Raw genomic sequence first — 25,769 nt, 5'->3', positions numbered from 1 at the left:
CGACCGTCCGCGAGACCTCACCTTTCTCTTTTCAGCCCTGCGCGCGGGAGCAGGCGGTTGATGACCAAGCTTGGAGCGAAGTCGCCATGCAACCCATTGATACCACCGGCCGCGAGCGTGAAGACGAGCGCGCCGATACTGCCGTTTTCCCCGCCGACACCGCCGTGGCCGAAGCGCCGCGCACGGATACCCCCTTCGCCCTGACCCCGCCGCACAACCCGGGCCAGATGCGCGTGACCAAGCGCAACGGCCGCCAGGAAGTGGTGGACGTGAACAAGATCGTGCGCGCCGTGACCCGCAGCGCGGAAGGCCTGCACGCGGTCGACCCGATGCGCGTGGCGCTCAAGACCATCGGCGGCCTGTACGACGGCGCCACCACGCAGGAGCTGGACCAGCTCTCCATCCGCACCGCCGCCGCGCTCACCGCCGAGGAGCCCGAATACGGCCAGCTCGCCGCGCGCCTGCTGGGCGCGTTCATCGACAAGGAAGTGAGCGGCCAGGAAATCCAGAGCTTCTCGCAGTCCATCGCGCGCGGCGCGGAACTGGGCATCCTCAACGATCGCCTGCGCGACTTCGTGGCGGCCAACTCGCGCAAGCTCAACGACGCGATCGACCCGCTCGCCACGCGTCGCTTCGAATACTTCGGCCTGCGCACCGTCTATGACCGCTACCTGCTGCGCCATCCGCAGCTGCGCAAGGTGATCGAGACGCCGCAGCACTTCTTCATGCGCATCGCCTGCGCGCTGGGCGGCAACGAGATCGGCGAAACGCTGGAGCTGTACCGCCTGCTGTCCTCGCTGGAATACATCGCCAGTTCGCCGACGCTGTTCAACGCGGGCACCGCGCACGAACAGCTCAGCTCGTGCTTCCTGCTCGACTCGCCGGCCGACTCGCTGGAGTCGATCTACGAGAAGTACGGCGACGTGGCCAAGCTCAGCAAGTTCGCCGGCGGCATCGGCCTGGCCTACTCGCGCGTGCGTTCGCGTGGCTCGCTGATCAAGGGCACCAACGGCCACTCCAACGGCCTGGTGCCGTGGCTGAAGACGCTGGACGCCTCCGTGGCGGCGGTGAACCAGGGCGGCAAGCGCAAGGGCGCGGCCTGCGTGTACCTGGAACCGTGGCACGGCGACATCGAGGAGTTCCTCGAGCTGCGCGACAACACCGGCGACGAAGCGCGCCGCACGCACAACCTCAACCTGGCCAACTGGATCCCCGACGAATTCATGCGCCGCGTGGAAGCGGACGGCGAGTGGTCGCTGTTCGATCCGAAGATCGTGCCGCACTTCGTCGACAGCTGGGGCGAGACCTTCGAGAAGGCCTACCGCGAAGCCGAGGCCGCCGGCCTGGCCACCAAGAAGGTGAAGGCGCGCGAGCTCTACGCCCGCATGCTGCGCACGCTGGCGCAGACCGGCAATGGCTGGATGACCTTCAAGGACCGCAGCAACGCCACCAGCAACCAGACGGCGAAGCCGGAAAACGTCATCCACCTGTCGAACCTGTGCACCGAGATCCTGGAAGTCACCAACGCCGATGAAACGGCGGTATGCAACCTGGGTTCGGTGAACCTGTCGCGCCACGTGGTGGACGGCCAATTCGATTTCGACAAGCTCGCCGCCACCGTGCGCACCGCGGTGCGCCAGCTGGACCGCGTGATCGACCTGAACTTCTACCCGATCGACACCGCCAAGGTCGCCAACAACAAGTGGCGTCCGGTGGGCCTGGGCGTGATGGGCCTGCAGGACGTGTTCTTCAAGCTGCGCCTGCCGTTCGACTCGGCCGAAGCGCTGCTGCTCTCCACGCGCATCGCCGAGGAGATCTACTACAACGCGCTGTGGCAGTCGAACGAACTGGCCGCCGAGCACGGTGCGCATCCGGGCTTTGCGGAAAGCCGCGCGGCCAACGGCGAGCTGCAGTTCGACTACTGGCCGAACGCCACGCCCACCAACAAGGCACGCTGGGACGAACTGCGCGAATCGATCAAGGCCAGGGGCCTGCGCAACTCGCTGCTGATCGCCATCGCCCCGACCGCCACCATCGCCTCCATCGCCGGCTGCTACGAGTGCATCGAGCCGCAGGTGAGCAACCTGTTCAAGCGCGAGACGCTGTCGGGCGACTTCCTGGTGGTCAACCGCTACCTGGTGGAAGAACTGAAGACGCTGGGCCTGTGGACGGCGGAGATCCGCGACGCGATCAAGCTGGCGGAAGGCTCCATCCAGGGCATCAGCGCGATTCCGGAACGCCTGCGCACCATCTACCGCACTGTGTGGGAGCTGCCGCAGAAGGCACTGATCGATCTCGGCGCCGCGCGCGGCGCATACATCGACCAGAGCCAGTCGCTGAACCTGTTCATGGAAAACCCGAACATCGGCCAGCTCAGCTCCATGTACATGTACGCGTGGAAGTCCGGCATCAAGACCACGTATTACCTGCGTTCGCGTCCGGCCACCAAGATCGCCAAGACCACGGTATCGGCGGCACCGGTTGCGAAACCGGCCGCTCCGGTCGTGGATCAGGAACAGGCGAACGCGGCAGTGTTCTGCTCGCTGGAGAATCCGGAGTATTGCGAGGCGTGTCAGTAAGAGCAGGAAAGAGTGGAGAGAAGTGAGTAGTGAGAGAAGGCGACTACGGCGCTCGTTGATTTCTGCGCATAGTTGTCAGTATTCGGCTTACTTCCTCCACTCGTTCCCGCACGTAGGCCGTTCTCTGCGCGCTGAGCCAGCCAATCCTTTCGCACAGCGTCAGTTGGGTTTCAAGTTCCGCCAGAGAGCCATGAGCAATGGAGAGGAACTGGGATTTCTCCTTCTTCGATTCACGCGTCCAGCCTTCGGCGATATTGCTCGGCACTGACACGGCAGAGCGGGTCATCTGACTCCTCAGGCCGTACCTCTCCTCTTCGGGAAGCAGCTTCGCCAAACGATAGATCTCGCAGGCCATCTCCATCGCCTTGCCCCACACCACAGTATTCCGGTAATGCACATGACCTCCTCTGTCAGCAACGAAGTCAACTCTCTCACTTCTCACTCCTCTTCACTCACTCCTCGCATCCTTGATCCCGGCTTCGAACTCACCCTGCGCCCGATGCGCTATCCCGAGTTCTACGAGATGTACCGCAACGCGATCAAGAACACCTGGACGGTGGACGAGGTGGATTTCTCGCTGGACGTCACCGACCTGCGCTCGAAGATGTCCGACGCGGACCGCCACCTGATCCATCGCCTGGTGGCCTTCTTCGCCACCGGCGACACCATCGTGGCGAACAACCTGGTGCTGAACCTTTACCAGCACATCAACGCGCCGGAAGCGCGCATGTACCTGTCGCGCCAGCTCTTTGAGGAAGCGCTGCACGTGCAGTTCTATCTGACGCTGCTGGACACCTACATTCCCGATCCGGCGGAGCGCAACAAGGCGTTCGCGGCGATCCAGAACATCCCGTCGATCCGTCAGAAGGGCGAGTTCTGCTTCAAGTGGATCGACTCCATCCAGAACCTGCACAAGCTGGAGACGCGCGAACAGCGCCGCCAGTTCCTGCTGAACCTGATCTGCTTCGCGGCGTGCATCGAGGGCCTGTTCTTCTTCGCCGCGTTCGCCTACGTGTACTTCCTGCGCTCGCGCGGCCTGCTGCACGGGCTGGCTTCGGGCACCAACTGGGTGTTCCGCGACGAGAGCTGCCACATGGCGTTCGCGTTCGACGTGGTGCGCACCGTGCGCGCGGAAGAACCCGACCTGTTCGACGACGCCATGCGCGCGCAGATCGAGGAGATGCTGGAAGAAGCCATCGCCTGCGAGACGCAGTTCGCCGAGGACGTGCTCTCCGGCGGCGTGGCCGGCCTGTCGGTGAAGGACATGCGCCAGTACCTGGAATACTGCGCGGACCAGCGCCTGACCCAGCTCGACCTGCCGAAGAAGTACGGCTCGAAGAACCCCTTCGACTTCATGGACCTGCAGGACGTGCAGGAAGTGACCAACTTCTTCGAGCGCCGCGTGTCGGCCTACCAGGTGGGCGTGCAGGGCGAAGTCGCGTTCGACATGTCGTTCTGATGGCCTGATGGCCTGAAGGCGCGGCGATCCCTGCAGGCAGGGAGCCGCGCCTCTTCGTTTCCGGATCACGGCCGTCCATGGCCGCATCCGCGGAAAGCGTGTGGGCTCACTTGCCCTGCACGTTCCCCAGGCCCACGAACGGCAACGCGCTGCTGCCGGTGTAGGTGGGCAGATGGCCGTCCCACTTTTCGATGGCCGACATCTGCACCACGTTCGGGTTCTGCCTCAAGGCGTCGCCCTTCAGCGCGATGGCCTTGGCTTCCGCCTCGGCAATGGTGATCTGCGCCTGCGCGCGGCCTTGTGCTTCCGCCTCCACCTTCTCCGCCTCGGCCTTGGCCTGCGCCACTTCGTTCTGGCGCTGCTCGGCCATCTGCGTGGCCTGGATCTTGGCGTTGATCGACTGCACCACGTTGTCCGGCAGGCGCAGCTCACCGATCCAGTAGATCTTTTCCACGTCGATGCCGACGGCGGAGACTTCCTCGCTCACGTCCTTCTGCACCGCCTCGATCAGGTTGGCCTTACCCTTGCCGTAGACCGATTCGATGTCCAGGCTGGAGGCCTCCTTCACCAGCGCGTCGCGGATCATGTTGCGCAAATAGACGTCCGTGATCTCGTCGATGCCCTTGCGGTACTTCTGGAAGATCAGCGTCACCTTCGACGGATCGATGTGGTACGTGATGCCCACGTCCGCATTCACCGTCAGGCCCTGCGCGGTCTGGAAGCTGATGGACTCGTCCGTGGGACGGCCCTCGGACACCGAGCGGGTGAATGTGTAGGTCTGCGTGAAGGTAGGGAACGTATACATCTCGTAGCCCCAGCCCACCCAGTAGCGTCCCGGCGGCAATTCCTGCAGCGAGCCCTTGTCGTCCCCGTACATCTGGAACTTCACACCGACATGGCCCGCCGGCACCTTGGAGCAGGCGGCCAGTATCAGGGCACAAAGCGACAACGACAGCTTCAACATGCGTTTCATGGCGATCATTCCTTGTGAGTGAAACCGCGGCGCAACAGCAGATAGCCCCACGCCAGCAGCAGGATCAGCAACATCAGGCCCACGACCACGGCCAGCGTGCTGGCGGCCGAGATCAGTTCCGGCCCGATGACTCCCACGTACAGCAGCAGGCAGAACACGAACGGCCACAGCCGTCGCGCCAGCCAGTCGACAAGCGTCTTCATGGTTTTCCCCATGGGTGATGAGTGATTTTGTTTGGACGTCCATTCGCAGCCGTGCCGCAACGGCACACGCAGCTGCCGCCGTCGGTCGACGCGCGAAGGAGTAGGAAAGCTGGCTAACCGGTCGCGGGAAGCGTTGGCCCGGCGTGGCGGGAAAGGTCAGCCATCGGTTGCGGGTAGGCCGTCATATAAGCGCACTCCAGGCGCGCCATCGGATGAGGACGGCGCGCACTCTACTCCGATTTTTGTGCGTTGCAACAAGTCAGTGCTGACGCAAATTCATCCCGTCCGGCCTATTGACTACAACTGTAGTCAGGGCGTAGCGTGACTACAGTTGTAGTCACCAGGATCGTGGACATGGGCAAGCCATCCATCGGCGATCAGGAGCTGGCGCTCCTGCAATACCTCGCCGAACACAACAACGCATCGGTGGGCGAAGTCGCCACCGGCTTCGGCGAGCCGCGCGGCCTCGCGCGCTCCACCGTGCTCACCATGATGGAACGCTTGCGCGGCAAGTCGTATCTGCGCCGCAAGCAAGTGCAGGGCGTGTACCGCTACAGCCCCGCGACCGGACCCGGCGAAGTCATGCGCAGCGCCGTGGGCCAGTTCGTGGAGAAGACACTCAGCGGTTCGGTGTCGCCGTTCGTCGCGTGGATGTCCGAACGCGCGGACGTCAGCGACAGCGAACTGGCCGAACTGGAAGCGCTGGTCCACCAGTTGCAGACGCGACGCAAGGAGTCCTGACATGACCGCCTTTCTTCCCATTGCGCAGGAAATCGTCGCGCGCCTCGCGTGGACCTCGCTGCAGGCCGCGCTGCTGGTGGGCGCGGTGTGGCTGATCAATCGCCGGCTGCATCGCCTTTCCGCCGCCACGCGTTCGCTGCTGTGGTGGCTGCTTGGCGTGCAATTGCTGCTCGGCCTGCTGCTGCCGACGCCGGTGGCGCTGCCGCTGCTCTCGCCCACGCCCACCACGGTGACGACGACCACCACCACGACGCGCAGCAGCGATCGCACCACCCTGGTGATGACCACCACGGCGCCGACCGAGCACAATATCGCGAGCGTGGGCCAGGCCGGTGCGCCATCGACGGGCACGCTGGCCACCGCGGCGGAACCGCCGGCGAAATCCACCACGCCGCCCGCGCACTTCACGTGGTCGAACGTGCTACCCGTGCTGTTCGCGCTGTGGCTGGCCGGCGTGATCGTGCAGCTGATCGCCACGCTGCGGCACTGGCGCGAAGCACGCGCCGTGGTGCGCGCTTCGCATACGCTCGAAGACCCTGCGCTGCAGGCTCTTTGTGCTGACCAGGCGCGCGCGATGGGTTTGCGTCGCTGTCCCTCGCTGCGCGTATCCGATGCCATCCGTTCGCCGCAGGTCAGCGGCCTGTGGCGGCCCGTGGTACTGCTGCCTGCGGACCAGAACCTGTCGCCGGACGAATCCGCGCTCGCGCTGGCGCACGAGCTGACGCATCTGCGCCGCGGCGATCTGTGGATGGGCTGGGTGCCCGGCATCGCGCAGCGGCTGTTCTTCTTCCACCCGATGGTGGCGTGGGCCATGCGCGAGTACGCGCTCAACCGCGAAGCCGCGTGCGATGCGCAAGTCGTGCATCAGCACGATGCCGCGCCGCAGGATTACGGCAGGCTGCTGCTGCGCCTTGGCGTGGCGCATCCGCTGCATGCCGGCCTGGCCGGCGCGTCGCCCACCTTCCACAACCTGAAGCGGCGCCTGACCCTGCTGCAGCTGAGCGGCGAAGACACCACCTCGCGCCTGCGCAGCGGCCTCATCATCGCGCTGGTCGCCGCCATCGGCGTGTTGCCTTACCGCGTGACGCAGGCGAAGGCGGATGCACCGGCAACGGCATCGAGCGCCTGGACCGTGCCGCCGACCCCGGCCACGCCTGCGACGCCGCCAACGCCGCCAACGCCGGCCATACCTGCCACGCCTGCCACACCGCCGACGCCCCCGGCACCGCCGACACCGGCGCCGCATGCTTCACGGCACGCCATACCGGCACCGCCACCGCCGCCTGCCGTACCCGCGGTGCCGCCGGCTCCCCACACGCCGCCCGTGCCGGCACCGCCGCCCGCACCACCGGCACCTCCAGCCTCCGGATTCACGGCGCATCACATCGACATCGATACGCGTGACGGCGCTTCCTACGGCTTCGCGCTGCTCGACAAGGACACCGTGATCATCAACGGCAGCGACATCGACCTGTCGACCGCGAAGAACCTGCGCGCCGGCGCCACCACGCCGCTGGTGATGTTCCGTCGCGGCGCGGACACCTATGTCATCCGCGACAACGCTTATGTCGCCCGCGCCGAAGGCGCCTATGCCGCCGTCACCGAGGTATCCCGCGAGCAGGGACGGCTGAGCGGCGAGCAGGGCGAACTCAGCGGCAAGATGGCCGGCATCGGCGCGCGCCAGGCGGCATTCGGCGAGCGCCTGAGCAACATCGCGCAACGCGAGAGCGACATGCTCGTGCGCCAGGCGAGTTATCCCTCCAGCGATCGCGGCGATGCAGAGCGTGCCGCCTTTGCGGCGGAACGCGCCCAGATCGATCGCGAACGCGCCGGGCTGGAGCGCGAGCAGCACCAGCTCGAACAGCAGCAGCAGGCGTTGAGCGAACGGCAGCGCGAACTGAGCCGCCGCCAGCAGGAAGCGTCGGCCAAGGCTGCGCAACAGATGTCCCACGTGCTGGACGACGCGCTAGCCAAGGGCGTCGCCCAACCCGTCAGCAACCGCTGAACCCGCGCGGCGGCGCGTTCCGCCGCCGCGCACGACACGCCAACGCGACGCGAACGTCCCGGCACAGGCCGGGGCGATGGGTGCGGCTTGCCCGCATTCGCTGCCGCGCCACCGCAAAGGACACGACATGCTCGGCTACTACGCAGCCACCGCCATCGGCAGTCTTCGACGCAGCAAGGCGCTGGCCATCCTGATGGTGCTGGTGATCGGTCTCGGCATCGGCGCCAGCATGACCATGATCACCATCTTCCATGTGCTTTCCGGCGACCCGCTGCCAGGGCGCAGCGGCCAGCTCTACGCACCGGTGATCGACCCACGCCCGCTGGCCCGTGATCGCTCGGAGTCGCCGGAGCCCGATGGCAATTTCACCTGGCCCGATGCGATGAACCTGTTGCGGGCGAAGCGCGCGGATCGCCAGGCCGCAATGGCGGGCGGCGCCGTGCCCGTGCGACCCACGCAGCGCGGCGAGCTGCCGTTCTATGAAACCGGCCGATATGTCACCACCGATTTCTTCGCCATGTTCCAGGTGCCTTTCGCGGCGGGCAGCGGCTGGCGCAGCGAGGACGACGAGGCACGCGCGCGCGTGGTGGTGCTCGGCAGCGAACTCAGCCATCGCCTGTTTGGCAACGCCTCCGCCATCGGCCGCAGCGTGCGCCTGAAGAACACCGATTTCCGCGTGATCGGCGTGGTGGATCACTGGAACCCGCAGCCGCAGTTCTATGCGCAGATCAACGGGCGCGTGTTCGGCAAGGCGGACCAGTTCTTCCTGCCGCTGCAGACCGCGCAGGAATTGAATCTCGACTTCAACGGACGCTTTTCCTGCTGGGACAGCGGCGGCGATGCGCGCACCAGCGATCACTGCGTGTGGCTGCAGTTCTGGACGCAACTGGACAGCGCAGCCAAGGCCAGCGCGTACCGCGACTACCTGCGCAGCTACTGGCGCGAGCAGCAGGCTCACGGCCGCATGCCGCGTCCCGCCAACCCGCAGCTCTACGGCCTGATGGACTGGCTGGCGCACGAACACGCCATTCCCGACGACCTGCGCTTGCAGTTGTCGCTGTCGCTGGGTTTCCTGGTGGTGTGCATGCTCAATGTCGTGGGCCTGCTGCTGGCGACCTTCCTCCGCCGCAGCAACGAGATCAGCGTGCGCCGCGCGCTGGGCGCACGGCGCTGGGACATCTTCCTGCAGCTGGGCGTGGAGTCGTGCGTGATCGGGTTTGCCGGCGGCGTGCTGGGCCTGCTCATCGCCTGCCTCGGTTTGTGGAGCGTGCGCCAACGCCCGGATGGCTACGCCCAGCTCGCGCAGATGGACCTGAGCATGCTGTTCGCGACCTTCCTGCTTGCGCTGGTGGCCAGCGTCATCGCCGGCCTGCTGCCCGCATGGCGCGCCTGCCGCATTCCGCCCGCGCTTCAACTGAAAACGCAATGAGGCCTGCCCATGTCGCACTCTCCCCTGATCGCCAGCCTCACGCGCCACAAGCTCACCGTGGGCCTGCTCGTGATGCAGGTGGCGCTGACCTGCGCCATCGTCTGCAACGTCGCCTCCATCATCGGTCACCGTCTTACCCAGATGCGCACACCCAGCGGTGTGGCGGAAAACGAACTGACCCTGATCGAAAGCGTGAGCGTCGATGAATCCGCCAACCCGCTGGCCCGGCACGACGCCGACCTGGCCGCGCTGCGCGGCATCGCCGGCGTGCAGTCCGTCGCTGCTGTGGACTCCCTGCCCTTGAGCGGCCACAACTGGAGCAACGGCATTGCCTTCGAACCGAACGGCCCTTCCATGACCTCGGCCACGGCTTATAGCGGCACGCCGGAAGAACTGCGCACGCTGGGCCTGCACCTGGTCGCCGGCCGCGCGTTTCTTCCCGAGGAATACATCTCCCTCGACGCCGCGCACGACTGGGCCGGCATCAACCACGTGCCCTCCACCATCATCTCGCGCGCGCTCGCCGAGAAACTGTTCCCCGGCAAGGATCCGCTGGGCAAGGTGATCTATCCCGGCGACGGCCCCGTGCGCATCGTGGGCGTGGTGGAGCAGATGCTGCGCCCGACGCTGGATGAGTCGGAGAGCAATGGCTACGTGACGCTATTCTCCATGCTGCCCGACACGGCCAGCATCACCTACGTGATGCGCAGCGCGACGCAGGACCGCGAACGGATACTCCAGCAGGCCAGGCGCGTGCTCACCGCGCTCGACAGCAACCGCGTACTGCGCAACCCGCAAACCTTCACCCACCTGCGCGACGACTACTTCCGCCGCGACCGCACCATGATCTCACTGCTGCTCTGCGCCGCATTCGCGCTGCTGCTGATCACCGCCGCCGGCATCGCCGGGCTGGCCAGCTTCTGGGTACAACAACGCCGCCGCTCCATCGGCATCCGCCGCGCCGTCGGCGCAACGCGACGGGACATCCTGCGCTACTTCCACACCGAGAACTTCGTGATCGTCGGCGCCGGTGTCGTATTCGGTGTAGCGCTGGCCTACGGACTCAACATGCTGCTGATGCAGCGATACGCGCTGGAACGCCTGCCCTGGTTCTACGTGCCGGCTGGCGCGCTGGTGCTGTGCCTGATCGGGCAGGCGGCGGTGCTGGGACCGGCGTTGCGGGCGAGTGGAGTCGCGCCGGTAGTGGCGACAAGGGGCTGACAGATTGCTTTTCAGGCACGGGCGCCCGGGCCCCACCACGACGCGATGTACCGCACAGCGGCACGAGCCGTCGGCTCGACGCTCTTGATCTTCCGGGTCCCCGTATGAGGCGGCGGGCGGGTGGAGATCAGGCCCCGCAGGGGTGCCTGGCAGGACGCCAGGCACTTTTCGTCGGGGCAGGATGCCCCGTCGAAAAGCCCGTAACCCGTCCGCGAACCTATCGGGCTTCAGCCCGATAGGCGCCTCATCCGGGGGCCCTTCTCTTTGGTTACTTTCTCTTGGGCAAGCAAGAGAAAGTGACCCGGCCTCCGGCAGGAGGTCGGAACGCCCGCCGTGTAGGCGGCCCGGTCGCGGCAACGCAAAAAAAGAACCGATCACCCTTTGCGCGACAACCCAGCGCAGAGTCACTGGATCCCGGCCTACGCCGGGATGACGGCTAAAGAATGAAGCGCTGCGGCGAGCACCCACCCCTCACCCCAGCCCTCTCCTCACTCCTCAAAGCCGCAGCCATCCATGGCTGCTCCCCGCGTGCCCCAAAGGGGAGAGGGAGCAAGAGCGGTGAGGCAAGCATGACCGAAGACGCATCTCTACCGATGAAAAGAGAGACAACCCTCATCAATCCTTCGGCGGCTTCATCTCATATTCCCTAGGCGGCACATCCCCCGCCAGATTGCGCACGAAATAATCCCACCGCTTGCGCATCATGTAATTCGCCGCCGCGCCATACGCGTGATGCGCATTGGGAATCAGCAGCAGGTCGAAATCCTTGTTGGCCTTGATCAGCGCATCCACCACCAGCAGCGTCTCGTACGGCGGCACGTTGTCGTCCATGGTGCCGTGGGCCAGCAGCAGATGGCCCTTGAGGCCGGCGACGTGGTTCTGGTTGGCCTGGTCGTCGTAGTTGCTCTTGCCGTCCTTGTCGGTCACCAGCAGGCCCTGCCACTTCTCCGCCCAGTCGTCCTCGTAGTTGCGGTTGTCGTGGTTGCCGCTTTCGGCGATGCCGACCTTGAACAGGTCCGCGTAGCGGAACATGGCCGTCACCGTGGCGTTGCCGCCGCCGGAGTGACCCCACATGCCCACGCGATTCATGTCGATCCACGCATGGCGCTTGCCCAGCTCCTTCAAGCCGGCCACCTGATCGGGGATGGTGTTGTCGCCGATGTTGCCGAAGTAGGCGTCGTGGAAAGCCTTGGAGCGCCAGGGCGTGCCCATGCCGTCGATGGCGACCACGATGAAGCCCAGTTCCGCCAGCGCCTGGTGGTCGACGCGCGCGGGATTGAAGCTGCGCGAGCCCACCGAGCCGGTCTGCGGGCCGGGATACACGTAGTCCACGACAGGGTACTTCTTCGACGGATCGAAATGCGTGGGCTTGAACATCAGGCCGTACAGATCGGTCTTGCCGTCGCGCGCCTTCACGGTGAACGGCTCCGGCGCCTTCCAGCCCGTCGCCAGCAGGCGCGTGATGTCGGCCTTGGCGATGGTGTTCACCACGTGGCCGTCCTGCGCGCTGCGCAGCACGGTGACGGAAGGCGTGGTGGGCGTGGAGTACGCATCCGCGAATAGACGTCCATCCGGCGACAGCGTGATCGTATGGTCGGCCGGCTCCGGTGCGAGCAGCGCCGGCGCACCGCCATCCAGGCTCACCTTGTAGAACTGCTGGTAGTACGGGTCGACGCCCTGCTCGCGCCCCACGCCACGGAACCAGAGCGTGCGCGTCGCCGCGTCCACCTTCAGCACCTCGGTGACGTTGCCTTCGCCGGTGGTGATGGCATGCTTGAGCTTGCCGCTGTCCAGGTCGTACAGGTACAGGTTGCCCCAGTTGTTGCGCTCGCTGAACCACACCACCTCGTGGCTGGCCGGCAGGTACTGCCAGTTGACCTTGCCGTTGCCGCTCTCGTAATAGGTCGGCACGCTTTCGTCGAACACCGTGCGCACCGCGCCGGTGTGGATGTCCGCCACGCGGAACCACGCCTGCTTGTGATCGCGCGAGGACGAAACGAAGGCGAGCGAACTGCCGTCCGGCGCCCACTGCACGTCGTCCCAGCCGCCATCGCGCCCGCAGCTGACGTCGTCGCACAAGGTGGAGCGGTGCTGGTCCGGTTCCATCTTCAGGCGCAGCACCTTGCGCGCATCGACATCGACGATGACGCGCTCGATCATGGTCACGTCCTTGTCGCCCACCAGCGGATACTTCCACTTCTCCACCTTGGGATGGCCGACGTTCGTGCCCACCAGCACCATGTCGCCGGTCTTGCGCTGGTCCTGCTGGAAGGTGGCGATGTGCCTGGAATCGGGCGACCACACCAGGATGGCCTTGCTGGTGTGCTTCCAGCCGGCGTTGTCGGTGGCGTAGCCGTAGTTCTCCACGCCATCGAGAGTGATCTGTGACTCCTTGCCGGTGGCGACGTCGCGCACCCACAGGTTCCAGTCGCGCACGAACGCTTCGGAACGCTTGTCCGGCGACAGCACGCCAGGCTCATGGCCCACGCCGTCGATGCTCTCGTCGCGACCGGCGGTGCAGCTCACTTCGCCCTTCATGTCGCACAGGTAGTGCTTGCCATGCAGGTTCACGTCGAGGCGGCCATCCAGCGTCGGCGCGAACGCGGTGATGCCGAGCTTCGCCGCGTTGACCGGCTTGCCGAGCACCTTGCCCAGCGCCTCAGCGAGCTGCTGATGGTTGAACGCGGGTTCGGCCTTGCCGGTGGCGGCGTCGAACCGCATGAAGCGATCGCCGTTGGCATCGTGGTCGCGATACCAGAAATGCGTGTCGTCCAGCCAGTTCACCGTCTGCACGGCGTGATCCACCAGCGGCGTCACGTTGTAGCCCACGTAGCGCTCGGCATGCGCGTAGTCGTCGTTGGTGAGGGTGCGGCCCTCGGCCATCGCGCCCATGGAAAGCGCACCCAGCGCCAGCGCGCCGGCAAGGCGCGCGCCACGTGTGTTCAATGTCATGCCTACTCCCCAGTCAATCACGGCGTACCGGCGGGTTTGCCTTGGGCCGGACCTTTCATCGTAGTGTCACTGATGGGCGGGGACGTATGCCATTGGTCTGGGGATGGCGGATATCCGGCGTGCCCTCGCTCACGCAAACTTCAACAGGCACACGCCCAGCGTGATCAGGCCCAGCCCCATCCAGCCCGACCGGCGCAGCCGTTCGCCGAACAAGGTCATCCCCAGCACCGTCGTGGCGATCAGCCCCACGCCGCCCCACACGCCATAGGCCACCGACAGCTGGATGCCGGCAATGGCGTAACTCAGCGCCGTGAACGCCGCCAGCGCGCACGCGATGGCCGCTATCGCGGGCCGCCTGTACGCAAACCCGTGCGATTGCTTCATCAGCACGTTGGCGGCGATTTCCAGCACGATGGCGATGGCCAGGTACAGCAGGTGGATGGGCTGGAACTCAGGAAGCATGGCCGGTCTCCCTGGGTGCCTCGTCGGTGCCGCGCTCCAGCAGCACGATGCCTGCGATGATCAGCACGATGGCGATCAGCTTGACGGGCTTGAGGTCTTCCGCGAACAGCCAGGCGCTGCACAGCGTGATAAGCACCAGGCCCAGGCTTTCCCAGGCGCCGTAGGCCACGGCGAGCGGGATGCGTTTCACCGCCATCGCCAGGCTGGTGTAGGAGAGCACCAGCATCACGTACATCACGGCGAGGCCGAGGGTCTGCGAGCCGTGGTGCGCGCCGTATTTCATCGCCAATGTGCCGACGACTTCGGTGACAATGGCGGCTGCCATGAACAACCAGTAGCGCATGTGGATCTCCTTGTCCCCGCTTGCGCCGCCATCCTACCCCTGCGATCCCCGATCCCGCCATGAGCCAAGCCAACACCGCACCCATGCCCGCCGCGCTGCCGGAAGCGCGCATGCTCGAAATGGTTTTTCCCGACCACACCAACCACCTGGGCACGCTGTTCGGTGGGCAGGCGCTGGCCTGGATGGACAAGGCCGCCTTTATCGTCGCTTCGCGCCATGCGCGCCGCACCGTGGTCACCGCGCGCTCGGAAGAGGTGAACTTCCGCGTGCCGGTGCGCAAGGGCCAGCTGGCCGAGCTGGTGGCGCGCATCGTCGGTGTGGGCCACAGCTCGATGACGGTGGAAGTGGAACTGACCGCCGAAGATCCGCTGACCGGCGATCGCCGCGTGTGCACCACGGGCCGCTTCGTGATGGTGGCGCTCGATTCCAACGGCACGCCGGCCACGGTGCCGCCGTTGCCGCATGTGGGCGCCTGAGATCCTCAGCAGCCGACGCGCATCTCCATCATCGGCCAACACATCAAGCTCTATTTGCGTGCATGGAGCTCAAGTGGCTGCCCTTGAGAGGACGGCGTTGCATCCGTCAGTAGCCGAGCAGTGAACGACAGACACGCACGCGCCGCGCTCGGAGCAACGTCAGTCGCCAAAGCGCTCAGCGCAGATGCAGCCAGTGCAGGTGCACGCCATTGGCGCGGTCTTCCGCACGGAAGCCTTCGCGGCCTTCCACCACGATGCCCCAAGTGCTGCGCAGTTTCTCGCCCTGCGGTTCGTCCACGCGCACCTGTTCGCCCACGGGAATGGCGAAGCGGGTTTCCAGCATCATGACCTGATCGCGCTCCCACACCAGGATGGCCGGGCGGCCCGTCGAGGCGCCCCAGCCGAGATGGACCTGCACGTCCTTGGGCGTGTAGGTGCCGCGGTTGTCCAATTTCCAGTTCTCCGATCGGCGCAGCAACGCCTGCAGGCGCGGGTCGCTCCAATCCACGCGATTCCCTTTCACGTGCGGCTTGTGTGCGGTCATGCGAAAACACTTCCCATCGGGCAGTACAACGGCGCCGCGGAGGATCTGACCACGGCGGGAGTACGCCGCCGAGGACGGCGTATGGCACGGTTATCGGCGGCGGTGTTTCCAACTTGAGCCATGTCGGCCGGCCGTTGGCGTGCCGAAAGCTTGCCTAGCCCATTTGGCAGCTGTCCGCGCGCATAGGGCCCGCCATACTGCGCGGCGAACCCATCGGAGGCTTTTCCCATGCGCGCCCCGTTCGTCGTGTTCGCTCTTTTCCTGGCCCTGCCCTGCCTGGCCGACACCCCCGCCGCCACCGAGTCGCTGGCCACGCCGCCAGCCAACGCCCAGCGCTTCAGCATTCTTTCCACCGCCGGCAAGCACGGCACGTCCGCACGCTGGACCACCGCCGACGGCACCCACATGGGTCGCGACAGCCTGTTGCTGCGCGGCATGGCCACGGAAGTGGACAGCGCCGCCAGGCCCGGCAGCGACGGCATGCTCGCGTCGGTGGTGATCCGCGGCCATACGCCCAATGGCGATGCCGGCGAAACCTTCGCGATGAAGGACGGCAAGGCCAGTTGGAAGAGCCCCGTCGACGCCGGCTCCGCGCCCTATGCCGCGCCGGCGGAATACGTGCCGTTCGGCGGCCCGATGGCCGTCACCGCCGACATGTTCGAAAGCCTGCTGGCCGCGCCTGGCCAGACCCTGGCCCTGCTGCCGGGCGGCAAGGCGCATGCGGAGAAACTCGTCACCATCACCGTGGGCGACGGCGCGGCGAAGCAGCAGGTCACCGCGTATGCCGTCAGCGGCCTCAACAACACGCCGGTGCCGGTGTGGGCCGACGCCAATAATCATTTCTTCGGCTTCGTCGATGGGTTGGCGTGGTTGCCGCAAGGCTACGAGTCGTCCCTGCCGGTGCTGGAGAAAGCGCAGGCCGAGGCGCTGGCGGAGCACGCCAAGGCCATCGTGCCGCGGCTGCAGAAAACACCGGCCGGACCGGTGGCCTTCACCCATGTGCGCGCCTTCCTCGACGGTTCCCGCTTCGCGGACGGCCAAACGGTGATCGTGGACAAGGGCGTGATCACGGCGGTGGGCGATGCCGCCACGGTGAAGGTGCCCAACAACGCACAGGTCATCGATGGCACCGGCAAGACGCTCGTGCCCGGCCTGTGGGATTCGCACCAGCACGTGCCCGATGACGCCGCCGGCCCCATGCTGCTCTCGCTGGGCATTACCTCCGTGCGCGATCCGGGCAACAACAACGCGATGACGCTGTCGCGCGCGCAACGTCGCGCCAGGGGCGAGCTGCTGGCGCCGCACGTGTATCCGTCGGTGCTGATCGACGGCAAGGGTCCCAACACCGCGCAGGTCGCCACCGTGGCCACCTCGCAGGCGGAAGCGGTCAAGCTGGTCGACAAGGCGAAGGCCGATGGCTTCGGCGCCATCAAGATCTACGGCACGTTCAACCCCGACTGGGTCAAGGCCACCGCCGCCGAGGCGCACAAGGACGGCCTGCACGTGCACGGCCACCTGCCTGCCGGCATGCGTCCGCAGGAAGCCATCGACGATGGCTACGACGAGATCACGCACATCTACTTCGTGATGATGCAGGCCATGCCCGACGACGTGGTGAAGGCGTCCAACGGCATGGGCCGCTTCGAAGGCCCGGGCCGCTACGCGCGCAACGTGGATCTGGACAAGGAGCCGATGAAATCGCTGATCGCCACCATGGCGCAGCGGCACATCACCTCCGACCCCACACTGGTCATCGCGGAAAGCCTGTACGTGCCGGAGAACGGCGACCTGTCGCCAGCCTATGCGCCCTTTGTCGGCACCTTGCCGCCCGCCGTGGAACGCGGCTTTCGCCAGGGCGGCTTCACCGTGCCCAAGGACCTGACGCGCGCCGACTATCGCGCCAGCTTCGCCAAGCTGCAGGCGCTGGTGGCGGCCATGCACAAGGCCGGCGTACCCATCGTGGCCGGCACCGACGGCACCGGCATGGAGCTGGTGCGCGAACTGGAGCTCTACGTGCAGGCCGGCTTCACCAACGAAGAAGCGCTCGCCAGCGCCACCATCGCCACCGCGCACCTGGTCGGCGCCGATCAGCGCACCGGCAGCATCAAGGTGGGCAAGGCGGCGGACCTGGTGCTGGTCGACGGCAACCCGGCGGCCAACATCGGCGACCTGCGCCATACCGACGTGGTGATGATGGACGGCAAGCTGATGGACGCCAACGCGCTGCGCACCGAAGGCGGCATCAGCAAGCGGCCCGCGTGGGAAGAATGAACTGACGCTCAGCGCAGCGTGCCCATCACCTCGGCGACCCAGTCGATGAACACGCGCAGTCGCAGCGGCAACGGCCGCTGCGACGGGTACACCACGCTCACCGGGAACGCCGGCGGCGGCATCGCCGGCAGGATTTCCACCAGCTTGCCGCGCTTGAGTTCATCCTCCACGCGGTAGCGCGGAAACTGCGCCATGCCCAGCCCCGCCTGGCAACAGGCCAGATAGGCATCGGTGCCGCTCACCGTGATCGCCGAGGGCAGGCTCACCTCGCGCATGCGCTTGCCCACCATGAATTCCAGCGGCGAGGTGCGGCGCGTCGTGGGCGAAGACCAGTTCACCGCGACGTGTCCGTTCTGCAAATCGGCCAGCGTCTGCGGCAGCCCACGGCGTTTCACGTAGGCGGCACTGGCCACCGTGGCCTGCGACAGGTTCGCCACGCGCCGCCCCACCATGGTGGAGTCGGGCAGATCGCCGGCACGCAGCACACAGTCCACGCCTTCCTGCACCAGGTCGATGAAGCGGTCGCTGGTGCCAAGGTCCAGCTCGATCTGCGGATAGCGTTGCAGAAAGGCCGGCAGCGCCGGAATCAACACCATGCGCGCCAGCGACGAGGCCAGGTCCACGCGCAGACGTCCCTTGGGCACCACGGCCGCCTCGCGGAAATCCGCTTCCACCGCGTCCAGGTCCGCCAGCAGGCGCACGCAATGGTTGTAATAGACCTCGCCGTCGCGCGTCGGGCGCACGCGGCGCGTGGTGCGCTGGAGCAGGTGCGCGCCCACGCGCTCTTCCAGCCGCTTGATGGTGTGGGTGAGCGTGGCGCGCGGCAGGCTCAGGTCGTCCGCGGCACGCGTGAAGCTGCCGAGCTCGACGATGCGCGTGAACACCCGCATGGCTTGCAGACGATCCATGGACGGCCCCGGCGATTGTTGGCGATTTCCACAACAGATATGGCGATTATTGAGCATTTATCGGCTGGCCGTCATGGCCAAGAATGCACCACCGCTTCCCTCCCCTCCTGCACAAGGACATCCCCATGCATATGCGACAGCTCGGCAAGAATGGTCCCTCCGTCTCCGTCCTCGGCCTGGGTTGCATGGGCATGAGCGAGTTCTACGGCAGCGACCGCGACGACGCCGAATCCATCGCCACCATCCACCACGCGCTGGAGCGCGGCTTCAACTTTCTCGACACCGCCGACGTGTATGGCCCGCATACGAATGAAGTGCTGGTGGGCAAGGCCATCCGCGACCGTCGCGACCAGGCCTTCCTCGCCACCAAGTTCGGCATCGTGCGCGACCCCAATGACCCGTCCGTGCGCGGCGTGAACGGCCGCCCCGAGTACCTGCGCGCGGCCTGCGACGCCAGCCTCAAGCGGCTGGGCGTGGATCACATCGACCTGTACTACCAGCACCGCGTGGACACCAACGTGCCCATCGAGGAAACCGTGGGCGCGATGGCCGAGCTGGTGAAGGCCGGCAAGGTGCGCTACCTCGGGCTTTCCGAAGCGGCGGGCGCCACGCTGGAACGCGCGGCCAAGGTGCATCCCATCGCGGCGCTGCAGGTGGAGTTCTCGCTGTGGACGCGCGACCCGCAGGAAAACGGCATGGTGGAGGCCTGCGCCAAGACCGGCACCAGCATCGTCGCCTACTCGCCGCTGGGGCGCGGCTTCCTCACCGGCGCGTTCAGCAGCCCGGACGATTTCGACGCGGACGACTACCGCCGCCAGAGCCCGCGCTTCCAGGGCGACAACTTCTACCGCAACCTGGAACTGGTGGAAAAGGTGAAAGGCATCGCCGCCGACAGGGGCTGCACGCCGGCACAGCTGGCGCTGGCCTGGGTACTCGCGCAGGGCGACAACATGTTCGCCATCCCCGGCACCCGCCGCATCCCGCGACTGGACGAAAACCTCGCCGCGCTGGACATCACCCTGAGCGCGGACGAGCTCAAGGCCATCGACGCGGTATTCCCCCCGGATGTCGCCGCGGGCGCCCGCTACGCCGGCCCGATGATGCAGGCCGTGAACCGATAACACGGGCACCACGGGCCACCTGACACGCGATCATCTACGCGCCTACTTGGCTTGTAGTATTTCGCTTACATTCAAGGCCTTGCCCCTGAGGCATTCTATGCACGTCGGTCGTTCCCACGAGCACCGACACCCCGGATCGGTCGCCCCCCTAGAGCCGATCCATGAGGCCCCCGAAAGGGGGCCTTTTTTTGTGGCCGCATTTCTCAAGCTGGCAACAGCCTCCGAGTCATCCGCTCAGGCTCTCGACGCAACAGATCAACTTGGCGTGAAAGTGCCTTCATCCGCTGGCTCGACACGCGTGCCGTGCGCTGTGTGACGCACAAACCATTTCAAGCGGCGATTTCCCACAAGACGTCGCGCCAAATGTCGCCCCATTTCGTCGGACGCCGTGCATCCACCGTGATAGCGTCCAGCTCAACGTTCCAACGAGCGCGATGGCCCTGAGCAGAGGCGTGATCTTTAGGAAGCGCAACAACGGGAGCAAGGGCTCTCCATGCGCTTGTGTTGGTCAGAAAAGGAAGGATGGCGATGGATACTCAGGAGATGGCGCGCACGCAGGCCTTGTTGATGGAAACCACGCAGATGCAGCGGCGACTGCTGGAGCAGTCGACCCTGTTGATCGAATCGCAGAAGCAGGAGAACGCGCAGCTGCGCGGTCAATTGGCGCAAGCCACCGCCGCGCTGCGGCAAGCGAGCGGGCAGTTGGAAGCCGGCGGACAGCGCCTGGGCCACGAAGCCCTGCAGGTCATCAGCGACAGCGCGAGGCGCGTGCTTGCGGACAACGCCGCGCGGGCCATGGGCCAGATCCATCAGCAGGCCGAAACCACGGCGAAGCAGTTGGCGTCGGCGGCGGACGCGGCCCGCGAGCAAAGCCGGCAGTTGAATCGGGCGCAGACGACGATGGTGTGGAAGTCGCTGGCCCTCATGGCGGTGGGCGCGGTGCTGCTTGCCGGTGGCGCCGGCTTATGGGCCTGGACCAGCGGGAAGGAAGCGCAACGCTATCGCGTCGAGGCGGAACTTGGCCGCCGGATCAGCCAGTCCGATCTGATCCAATGCGGCGATGGGCTATGCGCCAACGTGGATGCCGAGGGCGAGCGCGTAGGCGATCAGAAGCAATACGTTCCTGTCAAATCGCGCTGAACCGTCCTCGCGCTACGCATGCCGATTCGCGCGGACTTCGCGACTTGTCCGGCTCAGGCTGCCGCCCACGCGGCGCGTTCTTCCTCGCTCAAAGCCAACTCGACAGCTTGCCCATTCGCTGCTGATGCCATGGCTGCTTCGATCACGGCCATGACGGTAATGGCCTGCTTCGGCGTCACCGGGTTGGCGCCCTGCCCGCGCACGGCATCGCGGAACGCGGCGTAGTAGCGGCTCTGGTCTCCCCGGGGCGCAGCCACCTGTTCGACATTGCCGTTGCCGTCATAGAGCAGGAGCGCATCGGAGTCCTCGCCCCAGCCTGCATCGCCCGGCCGCAGGCCGGCGAGCAATTGCGCTTCCTGCGGATCGATCTTCATCTTCACCGCGCTGCCCCGCGTGCCATGCACGATGAAGCGCGGACTGCCGCCTGCCACCAGCATACTCGCATGCAACAGCACCCGACGCTGGCCGTACTCCAGCACCACATGCGCCCAGTCGGTGACCGAGCCGCCGTCGCGCTGCACGGCCAGGCTGGCCCATACGCGATCGGGCAGGCCGAACAAACACAGCGCCTGATCCACGAGGTGCGGACCCAGGTCGTACCACAGGCCGCTGCCGGCGCCGGGCTGCTCGCGCCAGCGTTCGCGCACCTGCGGGCGAAAGCGGTCGATATGCGATTCGAAATGCGTGACGTCGCCCAGGCGGCCGTCCGCGATCAACTGCCGGACGCCTAGAAAATCGGTATCCCAGCGGCGGTTCTGGAATACCGAAAGCACCCGTCCTTCCCGTTCCGCCACGGCGGCCAGCTCGCGCGCCTGCGTCACGTCGAGCGCGAACGGCTTGTCGACCACCACATGCTTGCCCGCCTGCAGCGCGGCGCGCGCCAACGGGGCATGCGTGTCGTTGGGCGAGGCGATCACCACCATGTCCAGCGTCGGATCGGCCAGTGCGACCTCGGGCGTGGCCACCACCTCCACGTCGGGAAGGTCCGCGTACACCTTGCCGGCATCACGGGAAACGACTGTGCTCAACGCCAGACCGGGCACGCCTCGGATCAACGGCGCATGGAAGGTCTTGCCGGCGAAACCGTAACCGATCAGTGCGACGCGCAACGGAGTGGTGGAAGTGCTCATGGAGTCAGCTGGAAAAGAGGGGAACGCCGCATGATAGGCCAAGCGCGCCGTGGACTCGCCCCATCGCGGTTTCGCGCGGCCGTAACGCCGGCACGCGCAGCATGCGGCTCCTCTCCGCACGCACCGAGGAAGCCGCCATGTCGATCCGCATACTGGTGATCACCGCCCTGCTGGCCGCCACGTGCATCAGCGGCGCCCTCTGCGCGCAGGATGCGCCCGCCAGCGCCACGCCCCAGCCCAAGCGCACCATCCTGGATCAGCACGAACAAAGCGGCGTGCCGGGCACGGAGATCATCCTCGGCACGGCCGACATTCCCGCGGGCGGCGTGGTGGGTTGGCATTTTCACGATGGCGATGAATCCGGCTACGTGCTCAAGGGCAACCTGGTGCTCAAGACGCGCGGCAAGCCGGACCAGGTGCTGAAGGCCGGCGATCACTTCTTCAACCCGCGCGGCGCGGTGCACAGCCTGGCCGCGGCGCCCGGCAGCGATGGCGGCGTGGCGCTGTCCACCTGGATCATCGACAAGGGCAAGCCGCTCGCCGAGCCGGTGAAGTAGCGGGCCGACGCGGCTTCGAGGCAGCGGCCCCGCGCAATGCACCACGCGCCGCCGGCCCCTAAGACGCCGCTAAGTCATTCGCCGCCGCGCATCACCCGGCTGCAACAGAACTGTCAAATGGCAAATTCAGGCTAGTGCGCTGAATCCAGCCACTGCCCATACCGCCATGTCCAACGATTCCAGCCGGCGCCTGCAGGCGTCGCATCCTCTTCTGCGCCCGATTTCCAGCGCGATCGCCGTTGCCTTGATCGCCAGCCTGTCGCTGGCCGTGCCTGCGCATGCCGCCGACGTCGACGCGGCCACCGCCAATGCCACCGCGGACGCATCGACGTCCAAAGCCAACGCGCTGAAGGCGCCGAAAGAGCTGGAAGAAGTCGAGGTGCAGGGCACCGTCGCGCAGTCCGCCATCACGCAGGCGCCGACGCAGGCCGACCTCAACATCACCCAGCCGCAGTCGGTGATCGGGCTGGACTGGATCAGCAACCACGTGGCGCCCACGGCCGACTACGCCACCATCGCGGCGATCTCGCCGGGCGTGACCAATGTGAGCCCGGCCGGCCCAGGCCTGGGCGAGTCCAAGCAGATGACGCTGCGCGGCTTCAACGACAACCAGTACAACGTCACCTACGACGGCATTCCGTTCGGCGACACCAACGACTTCAGCCACCACACCAGCAGCTATTTCCCGGCCAAGATGCTCGGCCAGATCGTGGTGGACCGCGGCCCCGGCAACGCCAGCACCATCGGCGAGGCGACCTTCGGCGGCACCGTGGCGCTGAGCTCGAAGGATCCGACCGACTCGTTCTCGTTCATTCCCACGCAGAGCTTCGGCAGCTACGACACCTCGCTCACGCACCTGGAAGTGAACTCCGGCAAGCTGGATGACCTCGGCGGCGGCAAGTTCATCGCCAGCGCGCAGTACATCAGCACCGACACCGCCAAGACGGACGGCGACATGTCGCGCAAGACCGGCTACATCAAGTACGTGCAGCCGATCGGCGAGAACACCGAGATCACCTTCCTCAGCAACTACAACTACATCCGCTTCAACAACCCCAACCTGAGTTCGCTGACGCTGCAGCAGATCGCGCAGCTGGGCCGCAACTTCGGCCTCAACGACGACCGCACCAGCACCAACTGCGCCTGCTACAACTACCAGACCAAGCAGACCGACCTCGAATACCTGGGCGTGCACAGCCTGCTGTCGCCGACCTGGTCGCTGGACAACAAGGTCTATACCTACGCCTACGACAACACCAGCCACGAAAGCCCGTACGTGGGCACGAAGGCATCGCCCACCAACATGGGCGGCTACGTCAAGATCAACAACTACCGCGCCTGGGGCGACGTACTGCAGCTGGTGCACGCGGACGACCACGGCCAGTTCCGCACCGGCGGCTGGTACGAGTACACCAACAACAGCCGCAGCAGCATCGCCATCGACTACGGCCGCGGCGGCGCGGTGGACGTTAAGCCGGGCGCCTCGACCTTCGGCACGTTCAACAGCAAGGGCGTGTACAGCGGCCCGTACAAGTACATCATGACCGACCAGCTGCACACCGGTCAGCTCTATGCGGAATACGAGTGGTACGCGTATGACGGCCTGAGCATCACCCCCGGCGTGAAGTACTTCAACGTGAGCCGCGACATCGAGGCGCCGATCAACCAGACCACCAAGACCCCGCTCTACTACAAGCAGAGCTGGGACAAGACGCTGGGCTACCTCACCGCGAACTACACGTTCAACCAGGAGTGGAGCGTCTACGCGCAGGCGGCGCAGGGCTTCCTCACGCCCAACCTCAACCAGTTCTACGTGCCCGACCCCACCGCCAACAACACGCATCCCACGCAGACGATGAACTACCAGTTCGGCACGGTCTACAAGACCGATCGCTTCAACGCCGACGCCGACGTGTATTTCATCAACTACAAGAACTACCAGTTCTCCACCACGGTGCCGGGCACCACCGAACCGGTCTACTACCTGGCGAAGGGCGCCTACATCAAGGGCATCGAAGGCGAGGCCACCTACTACGTGGGCGCCGGCGCCAGCGTGTTCGCCAACGGCTCGCTGCAGGATGCGTACTTCAAGGGCTCCAGCCTCGACATGCCCAACGTGCCCAACCGCACCGCGGCGCTGGGCGTGATGTACGAACACGAAGGCTTCTTCGCCTCGCTGTACGACAAGTACACGGGCAGCCAGAAGGCGTACAACTCCAGCTTCAATCCGGACGTCGCCTCTTCCGTGACCTCGACCATCGGCACCGGCGGCTACTGGCAGGCGGCAATGAGCCTGGGCTACGGCCAGAACCTCAGCGGCTCGGTGATCAAGAGCTACAAGGTGCGCCTGCAGGTGGACAACCTGTTCGACGCACACAACCTGGTGATCAACTCGGTGAGCGGCAACGTGGGTTCGTACTACGTGCTGCCGGGCCGCAGCTGGTTCGCCTCGCTGTCGCTCGCACTGTAAGGAACGAGGCAGTCGCATGATGTTCAAGCCAACGTTCCTCGCCCTGCTCCTGCTCGCACCGCCGCTGGCCGCCGCCCGCGACGGCCACGCCAACGCCTACCTCAGCGACACGCAGGTCAGCGTCGCGATGGCCGTGCTGCCCGCGCCAAGCACGCCGGGCAGCGCGGAAGACAAGGCCGACTACGCCGCCACCGACCGCGCCTTTGCAGACCGTTCGGCGGCCGACTTCGAGCAGGCCAAAAAGGAAGAGAAGTTCAACGCCTTCGACTTTGCCCCGGTGATCGGTGACGGTTTCCGCGCGGACAAGCTTCCGCACGTGGCCGCGCTGTTCAAGGAGGCCGAGGAAGAAACCAAGCAGGCGGTCGACCTTTCCAAGAATCACTGGAAACGCCCGCGCCCCTGCCCGCCCGCTTCCGAATGCGCCGATCATCCGGAGAAGGCCGCGAAGAAGAGCTTCGGCTATCCCAGCGGCCATTCCAGCCGCGCCACGGTGGACGCGATCCTGCTGGCGCAGCTGTTTCCGCAGGATGCCGACGCCTTGATGCAGCATGCTCGCGACATCGGCTGGCGCCGCGTGGTGAAGGGCGTGCACACCTTGCAGGACATCTACGCAGGACGCGAATTCGGCACGGCGCTCGCCACCGACATGCTCGCCTCGCCGGCCCTGCAACACGATCTGGCGGCAGCCCGCGAGGAATTGCGGGCCGCCGGTTTGGCTCCGAAGACGCCGTGATCCTCCCCTTCCAGTCTCGATGGAGCACGCCCACGGATGGGCACTTTTTTCC

Annotated in this window: 22 protein-coding genes; 13 read left to right on the top strand and 9 right to left on the bottom strand. The window is 66.0% G+C overall.

The annotated features are described in order from the left end of the window. Window positions 1-86 precede the first annotated feature (86 nt). The gene (locus BDW41_RS09030) at window positions 87-2,579 is read left to right on the top strand and encodes a ribonucleoside-diphosphate reductase subunit alpha (RefSeq protein WP_110301569.1); all 2,493 of its coding nucleotides are present in this window, start codon (window positions 87-89) and stop codon (window positions 2,577-2,579) included. Between the two features lie 43 nt (window positions 2,580-2,622). Here the strand turns inward: BDW41_RS09030 and BDW41_RS09025 are convergent, their stop codons facing one another. After that, on the bottom strand, window positions 2,623-2,976 hold the full coding sequence (locus BDW41_RS09025; protein ID WP_083337621.1) for a four helix bundle protein: 354 nt from the start codon (window positions 2,974-2,976) through the stop codon (window positions 2,623-2,625). Between the two features lie 102 nt (window positions 2,977-3,078). On the opposite strand from BDW41_RS09025, the gene BDW41_RS09020 reads away from it, so the two are divergent. After that, window positions 3,079-4,038, top strand: a complete 960-nt coding sequence (locus BDW41_RS09020) for a ribonucleotide-diphosphate reductase subunit beta (RefSeq protein ID WP_199535315.1) — start codon at window positions 3,079-3,081, stop codon at window positions 4,036-4,038. A 106-nt stretch (window positions 4,039-4,144) separates the two neighbouring features. On the opposite strand, the gene BDW41_RS09015 is transcribed toward BDW41_RS09020, so the two are convergent. Continuing rightward, window positions 4,145-5,011 carry an SPFH domain-containing protein gene (locus BDW41_RS09015; RefSeq protein ID WP_074548061.1) on the bottom strand — a complete coding sequence of 289 codons (867 nt, stop codon included), beginning with the start codon at window positions 5,009-5,011 and terminating at the stop codon, window positions 4,145-4,147. A 5-nt stretch (window positions 5,012-5,016) separates the two neighbouring features. Beyond that, a complete protein-coding gene (locus tag BDW41_RS09010) occupies window positions 5,017-5,214 on the bottom strand; it encodes a hypothetical protein (protein ID WP_074548059.1) in 198 nt (65 codons plus the stop codon). Between the two features lie 354 nt (window positions 5,215-5,568). Here BDW41_RS09010 and BDW41_RS09005 point away from each other — a divergent pair, with 354 nt between their 5' ends. The 4 genes from BDW41_RS09005 (at window position 5,569) to BDW41_RS08990 (ending at window position 10,610) form a co-directional block, all read left to right on the top strand. Beyond that, entirely contained in the window at window positions 5,569-5,955 is a 387-nt protein-coding gene (locus tag BDW41_RS09005; protein ID WP_074548057.1) for a BlaI/MecI/CopY family transcriptional regulator, read from the top strand. Between the two features lies 1 nt (window position 5,956). Further along, window positions 5,957-7,960, top strand: coding sequence for a M56 family metallopeptidase (locus BDW41_RS09000; protein WP_074548055.1), 2,004 nt, complete (start codon window positions 5,957-5,959; stop codon window positions 7,958-7,960). A 127-nt stretch (window positions 7,961-8,087) separates the two neighbouring features. Continuing rightward, window positions 8,088-9,389 carry an ABC transporter permease gene (locus tag BDW41_RS08995; RefSeq protein ID WP_074548053.1) on the top strand — a complete coding sequence of 434 codons (1,302 nt, stop codon included), beginning with the start codon at window positions 8,088-8,090 and terminating at the stop codon, window positions 9,387-9,389. Window positions 9,390-9,398: 9 nt separating this feature from the next. After that, window positions 9,399-10,610, top strand: a complete 1,212-nt coding sequence (locus BDW41_RS08990) for an FtsX-like permease family protein (RefSeq protein ID WP_074548051.1) — start codon at window positions 9,399-9,401, stop codon at window positions 10,608-10,610. Window positions 10,611-11,225: 615 nt separating this feature from the next. Here the strand turns inward: BDW41_RS08990 and BDW41_RS08985 are convergent. From BDW41_RS08985 to BDW41_RS08975, 3 genes are all read right to left on the bottom strand, one after another. Beyond that, entirely contained in the window at window positions 11,226-13,562 is a 2,337-nt protein-coding gene (locus BDW41_RS08985) for a S9 family peptidase (protein WP_074551775.1), read from the bottom strand. Window positions 13,563-13,691: 129 nt separating this feature from the next. Then, window positions 13,692-14,024 carry a multidrug/spermidine efflux SMR transporter subunit MdtI gene (gene mdtI / locus BDW41_RS08980; protein ID WP_074551776.1) on the bottom strand — a complete coding sequence of 111 codons (333 nt, stop codon included), beginning with the start codon at window positions 14,022-14,024 and terminating at the stop codon, window positions 13,692-13,694. After that, a complete protein-coding gene (locus BDW41_RS08975; protein ID WP_074551777.1) occupies window positions 14,014-14,367 on the bottom strand; it encodes an SMR family transporter in 354 nt (117 codons plus the stop codon). The genes mdtI and BDW41_RS08975 overlap by 11 nt, the downstream gene beginning before the upstream one ends. A 59-nt stretch (window positions 14,368-14,426) precedes the next feature. Here BDW41_RS08975 and BDW41_RS08970 point away from each other — a divergent pair, with 59 nt between their 5' ends. After that, window positions 14,427-14,843 carry an acyl-CoA thioesterase gene (locus tag BDW41_RS08970; protein WP_074551778.1) on the top strand — a complete coding sequence of 139 codons (417 nt, stop codon included), beginning with the start codon at window positions 14,427-14,429 and terminating at the stop codon, window positions 14,841-14,843. Window positions 14,844-15,018: 175 nt separating this feature from the next. Here the strand turns inward: BDW41_RS08970 and BDW41_RS08965 are convergent, their stop codons facing one another. Beyond that, entirely contained in the window at window positions 15,019-15,387 is a 369-nt protein-coding gene (locus BDW41_RS08965) for a hypothetical protein (protein ID WP_074551779.1), read from the bottom strand. Window positions 15,388-15,615: 228 nt separating this feature from the next. Between BDW41_RS08965 and BDW41_RS08960 the strand changes: the two genes are divergently transcribed. Next, window positions 15,616-17,658, top strand: a complete 2,043-nt coding sequence (locus BDW41_RS08960; protein WP_074551780.1) for an amidohydrolase family protein — start codon at window positions 15,616-15,618, stop codon at window positions 17,656-17,658. An 8-nt stretch (window positions 17,659-17,666) separates the two neighbouring features. On the opposite strand, the gene BDW41_RS08955 is transcribed toward BDW41_RS08960, so the two are convergent. Continuing rightward, window positions 17,667-18,566 (bottom strand): LysR family transcriptional regulator, encoded by a 900-nt coding sequence (locus BDW41_RS08955; protein ID WP_074551781.1) that lies wholly within the window; start codon window positions 18,564-18,566, stop codon window positions 17,667-17,669. A 125-nt stretch (window positions 18,567-18,691) separates the two neighbouring features. Between BDW41_RS08955 and BDW41_RS08950 the strand changes: the two genes are divergently transcribed. After that, on the top strand, window positions 18,692-19,687 hold the full coding sequence (locus tag BDW41_RS08950; RefSeq protein WP_074551782.1) for an aldo/keto reductase: 996 nt from the start codon (window positions 18,692-18,694) through the stop codon (window positions 19,685-19,687). 528 nt (window positions 19,688-20,215) lie between these two features. Beyond that, window positions 20,216-20,827: a hypothetical protein gene (locus tag BDW41_RS08945; RefSeq protein WP_074551783.1), complete on the top strand. Its 612-nt coding sequence runs from the start codon at window positions 20,216-20,218 to the stop codon at window positions 20,825-20,827. A 53-nt stretch (window positions 20,828-20,880) separates the two neighbouring features. Here the strand turns inward: BDW41_RS08945 and BDW41_RS08940 are convergent, their stop codons facing one another. Then, on the bottom strand, window positions 20,881-21,957 hold the full coding sequence (locus BDW41_RS08940; RefSeq protein ID WP_074551784.1) for an oxidoreductase: 1,077 nt from the start codon (window positions 21,955-21,957) through the stop codon (window positions 20,881-20,883). Between the two features lie 137 nt (window positions 21,958-22,094). Here BDW41_RS08940 and BDW41_RS08935 point away from each other — a divergent pair, with 137 nt between their 5' ends. The 3 genes from BDW41_RS08935 (at window position 22,095) to BDW41_RS08925 (ending at window position 25,717) form a co-directional block, all read left to right on the top strand. Next, window positions 22,095-22,514, top strand: coding sequence for a cupin domain-containing protein (locus tag BDW41_RS08935; RefSeq protein WP_158536991.1), 420 nt, complete (start codon window positions 22,095-22,097; stop codon window positions 22,512-22,514). Between the two features lie 166 nt (window positions 22,515-22,680). Next, window positions 22,681-24,984, top strand: coding sequence for a TonB-dependent receptor (locus BDW41_RS08930; RefSeq protein ID WP_074551785.1), 2,304 nt, complete (start codon window positions 22,681-22,683; stop codon window positions 24,982-24,984). Window positions 24,985-25,000: 16 nt separating this feature from the next. Beyond that, window positions 25,001-25,717 carry a phosphatase PAP2 family protein gene (locus BDW41_RS08925; RefSeq protein ID WP_074551786.1) on the top strand — a complete coding sequence of 239 codons (717 nt, stop codon included), beginning with the start codon at window positions 25,001-25,003 and terminating at the stop codon, window positions 25,715-25,717. The last annotated feature ends 52 nt before the right edge of the window (window positions 25,718-25,769 follow it).

The organism is Dyella sp. AtDHG13 (assembly GCF_003201105.1).
Classification (GTDB): domain Bacteria; phylum Pseudomonadota; class Gammaproteobacteria; order Xanthomonadales; family Rhodanobacteraceae; genus Dyella; species Dyella jiangningensis_B.
The sequence above is the reverse complement of the archived record's forward strand: the minus strand, read 5'-3'. Positions and strand labels throughout refer to the sequence as shown.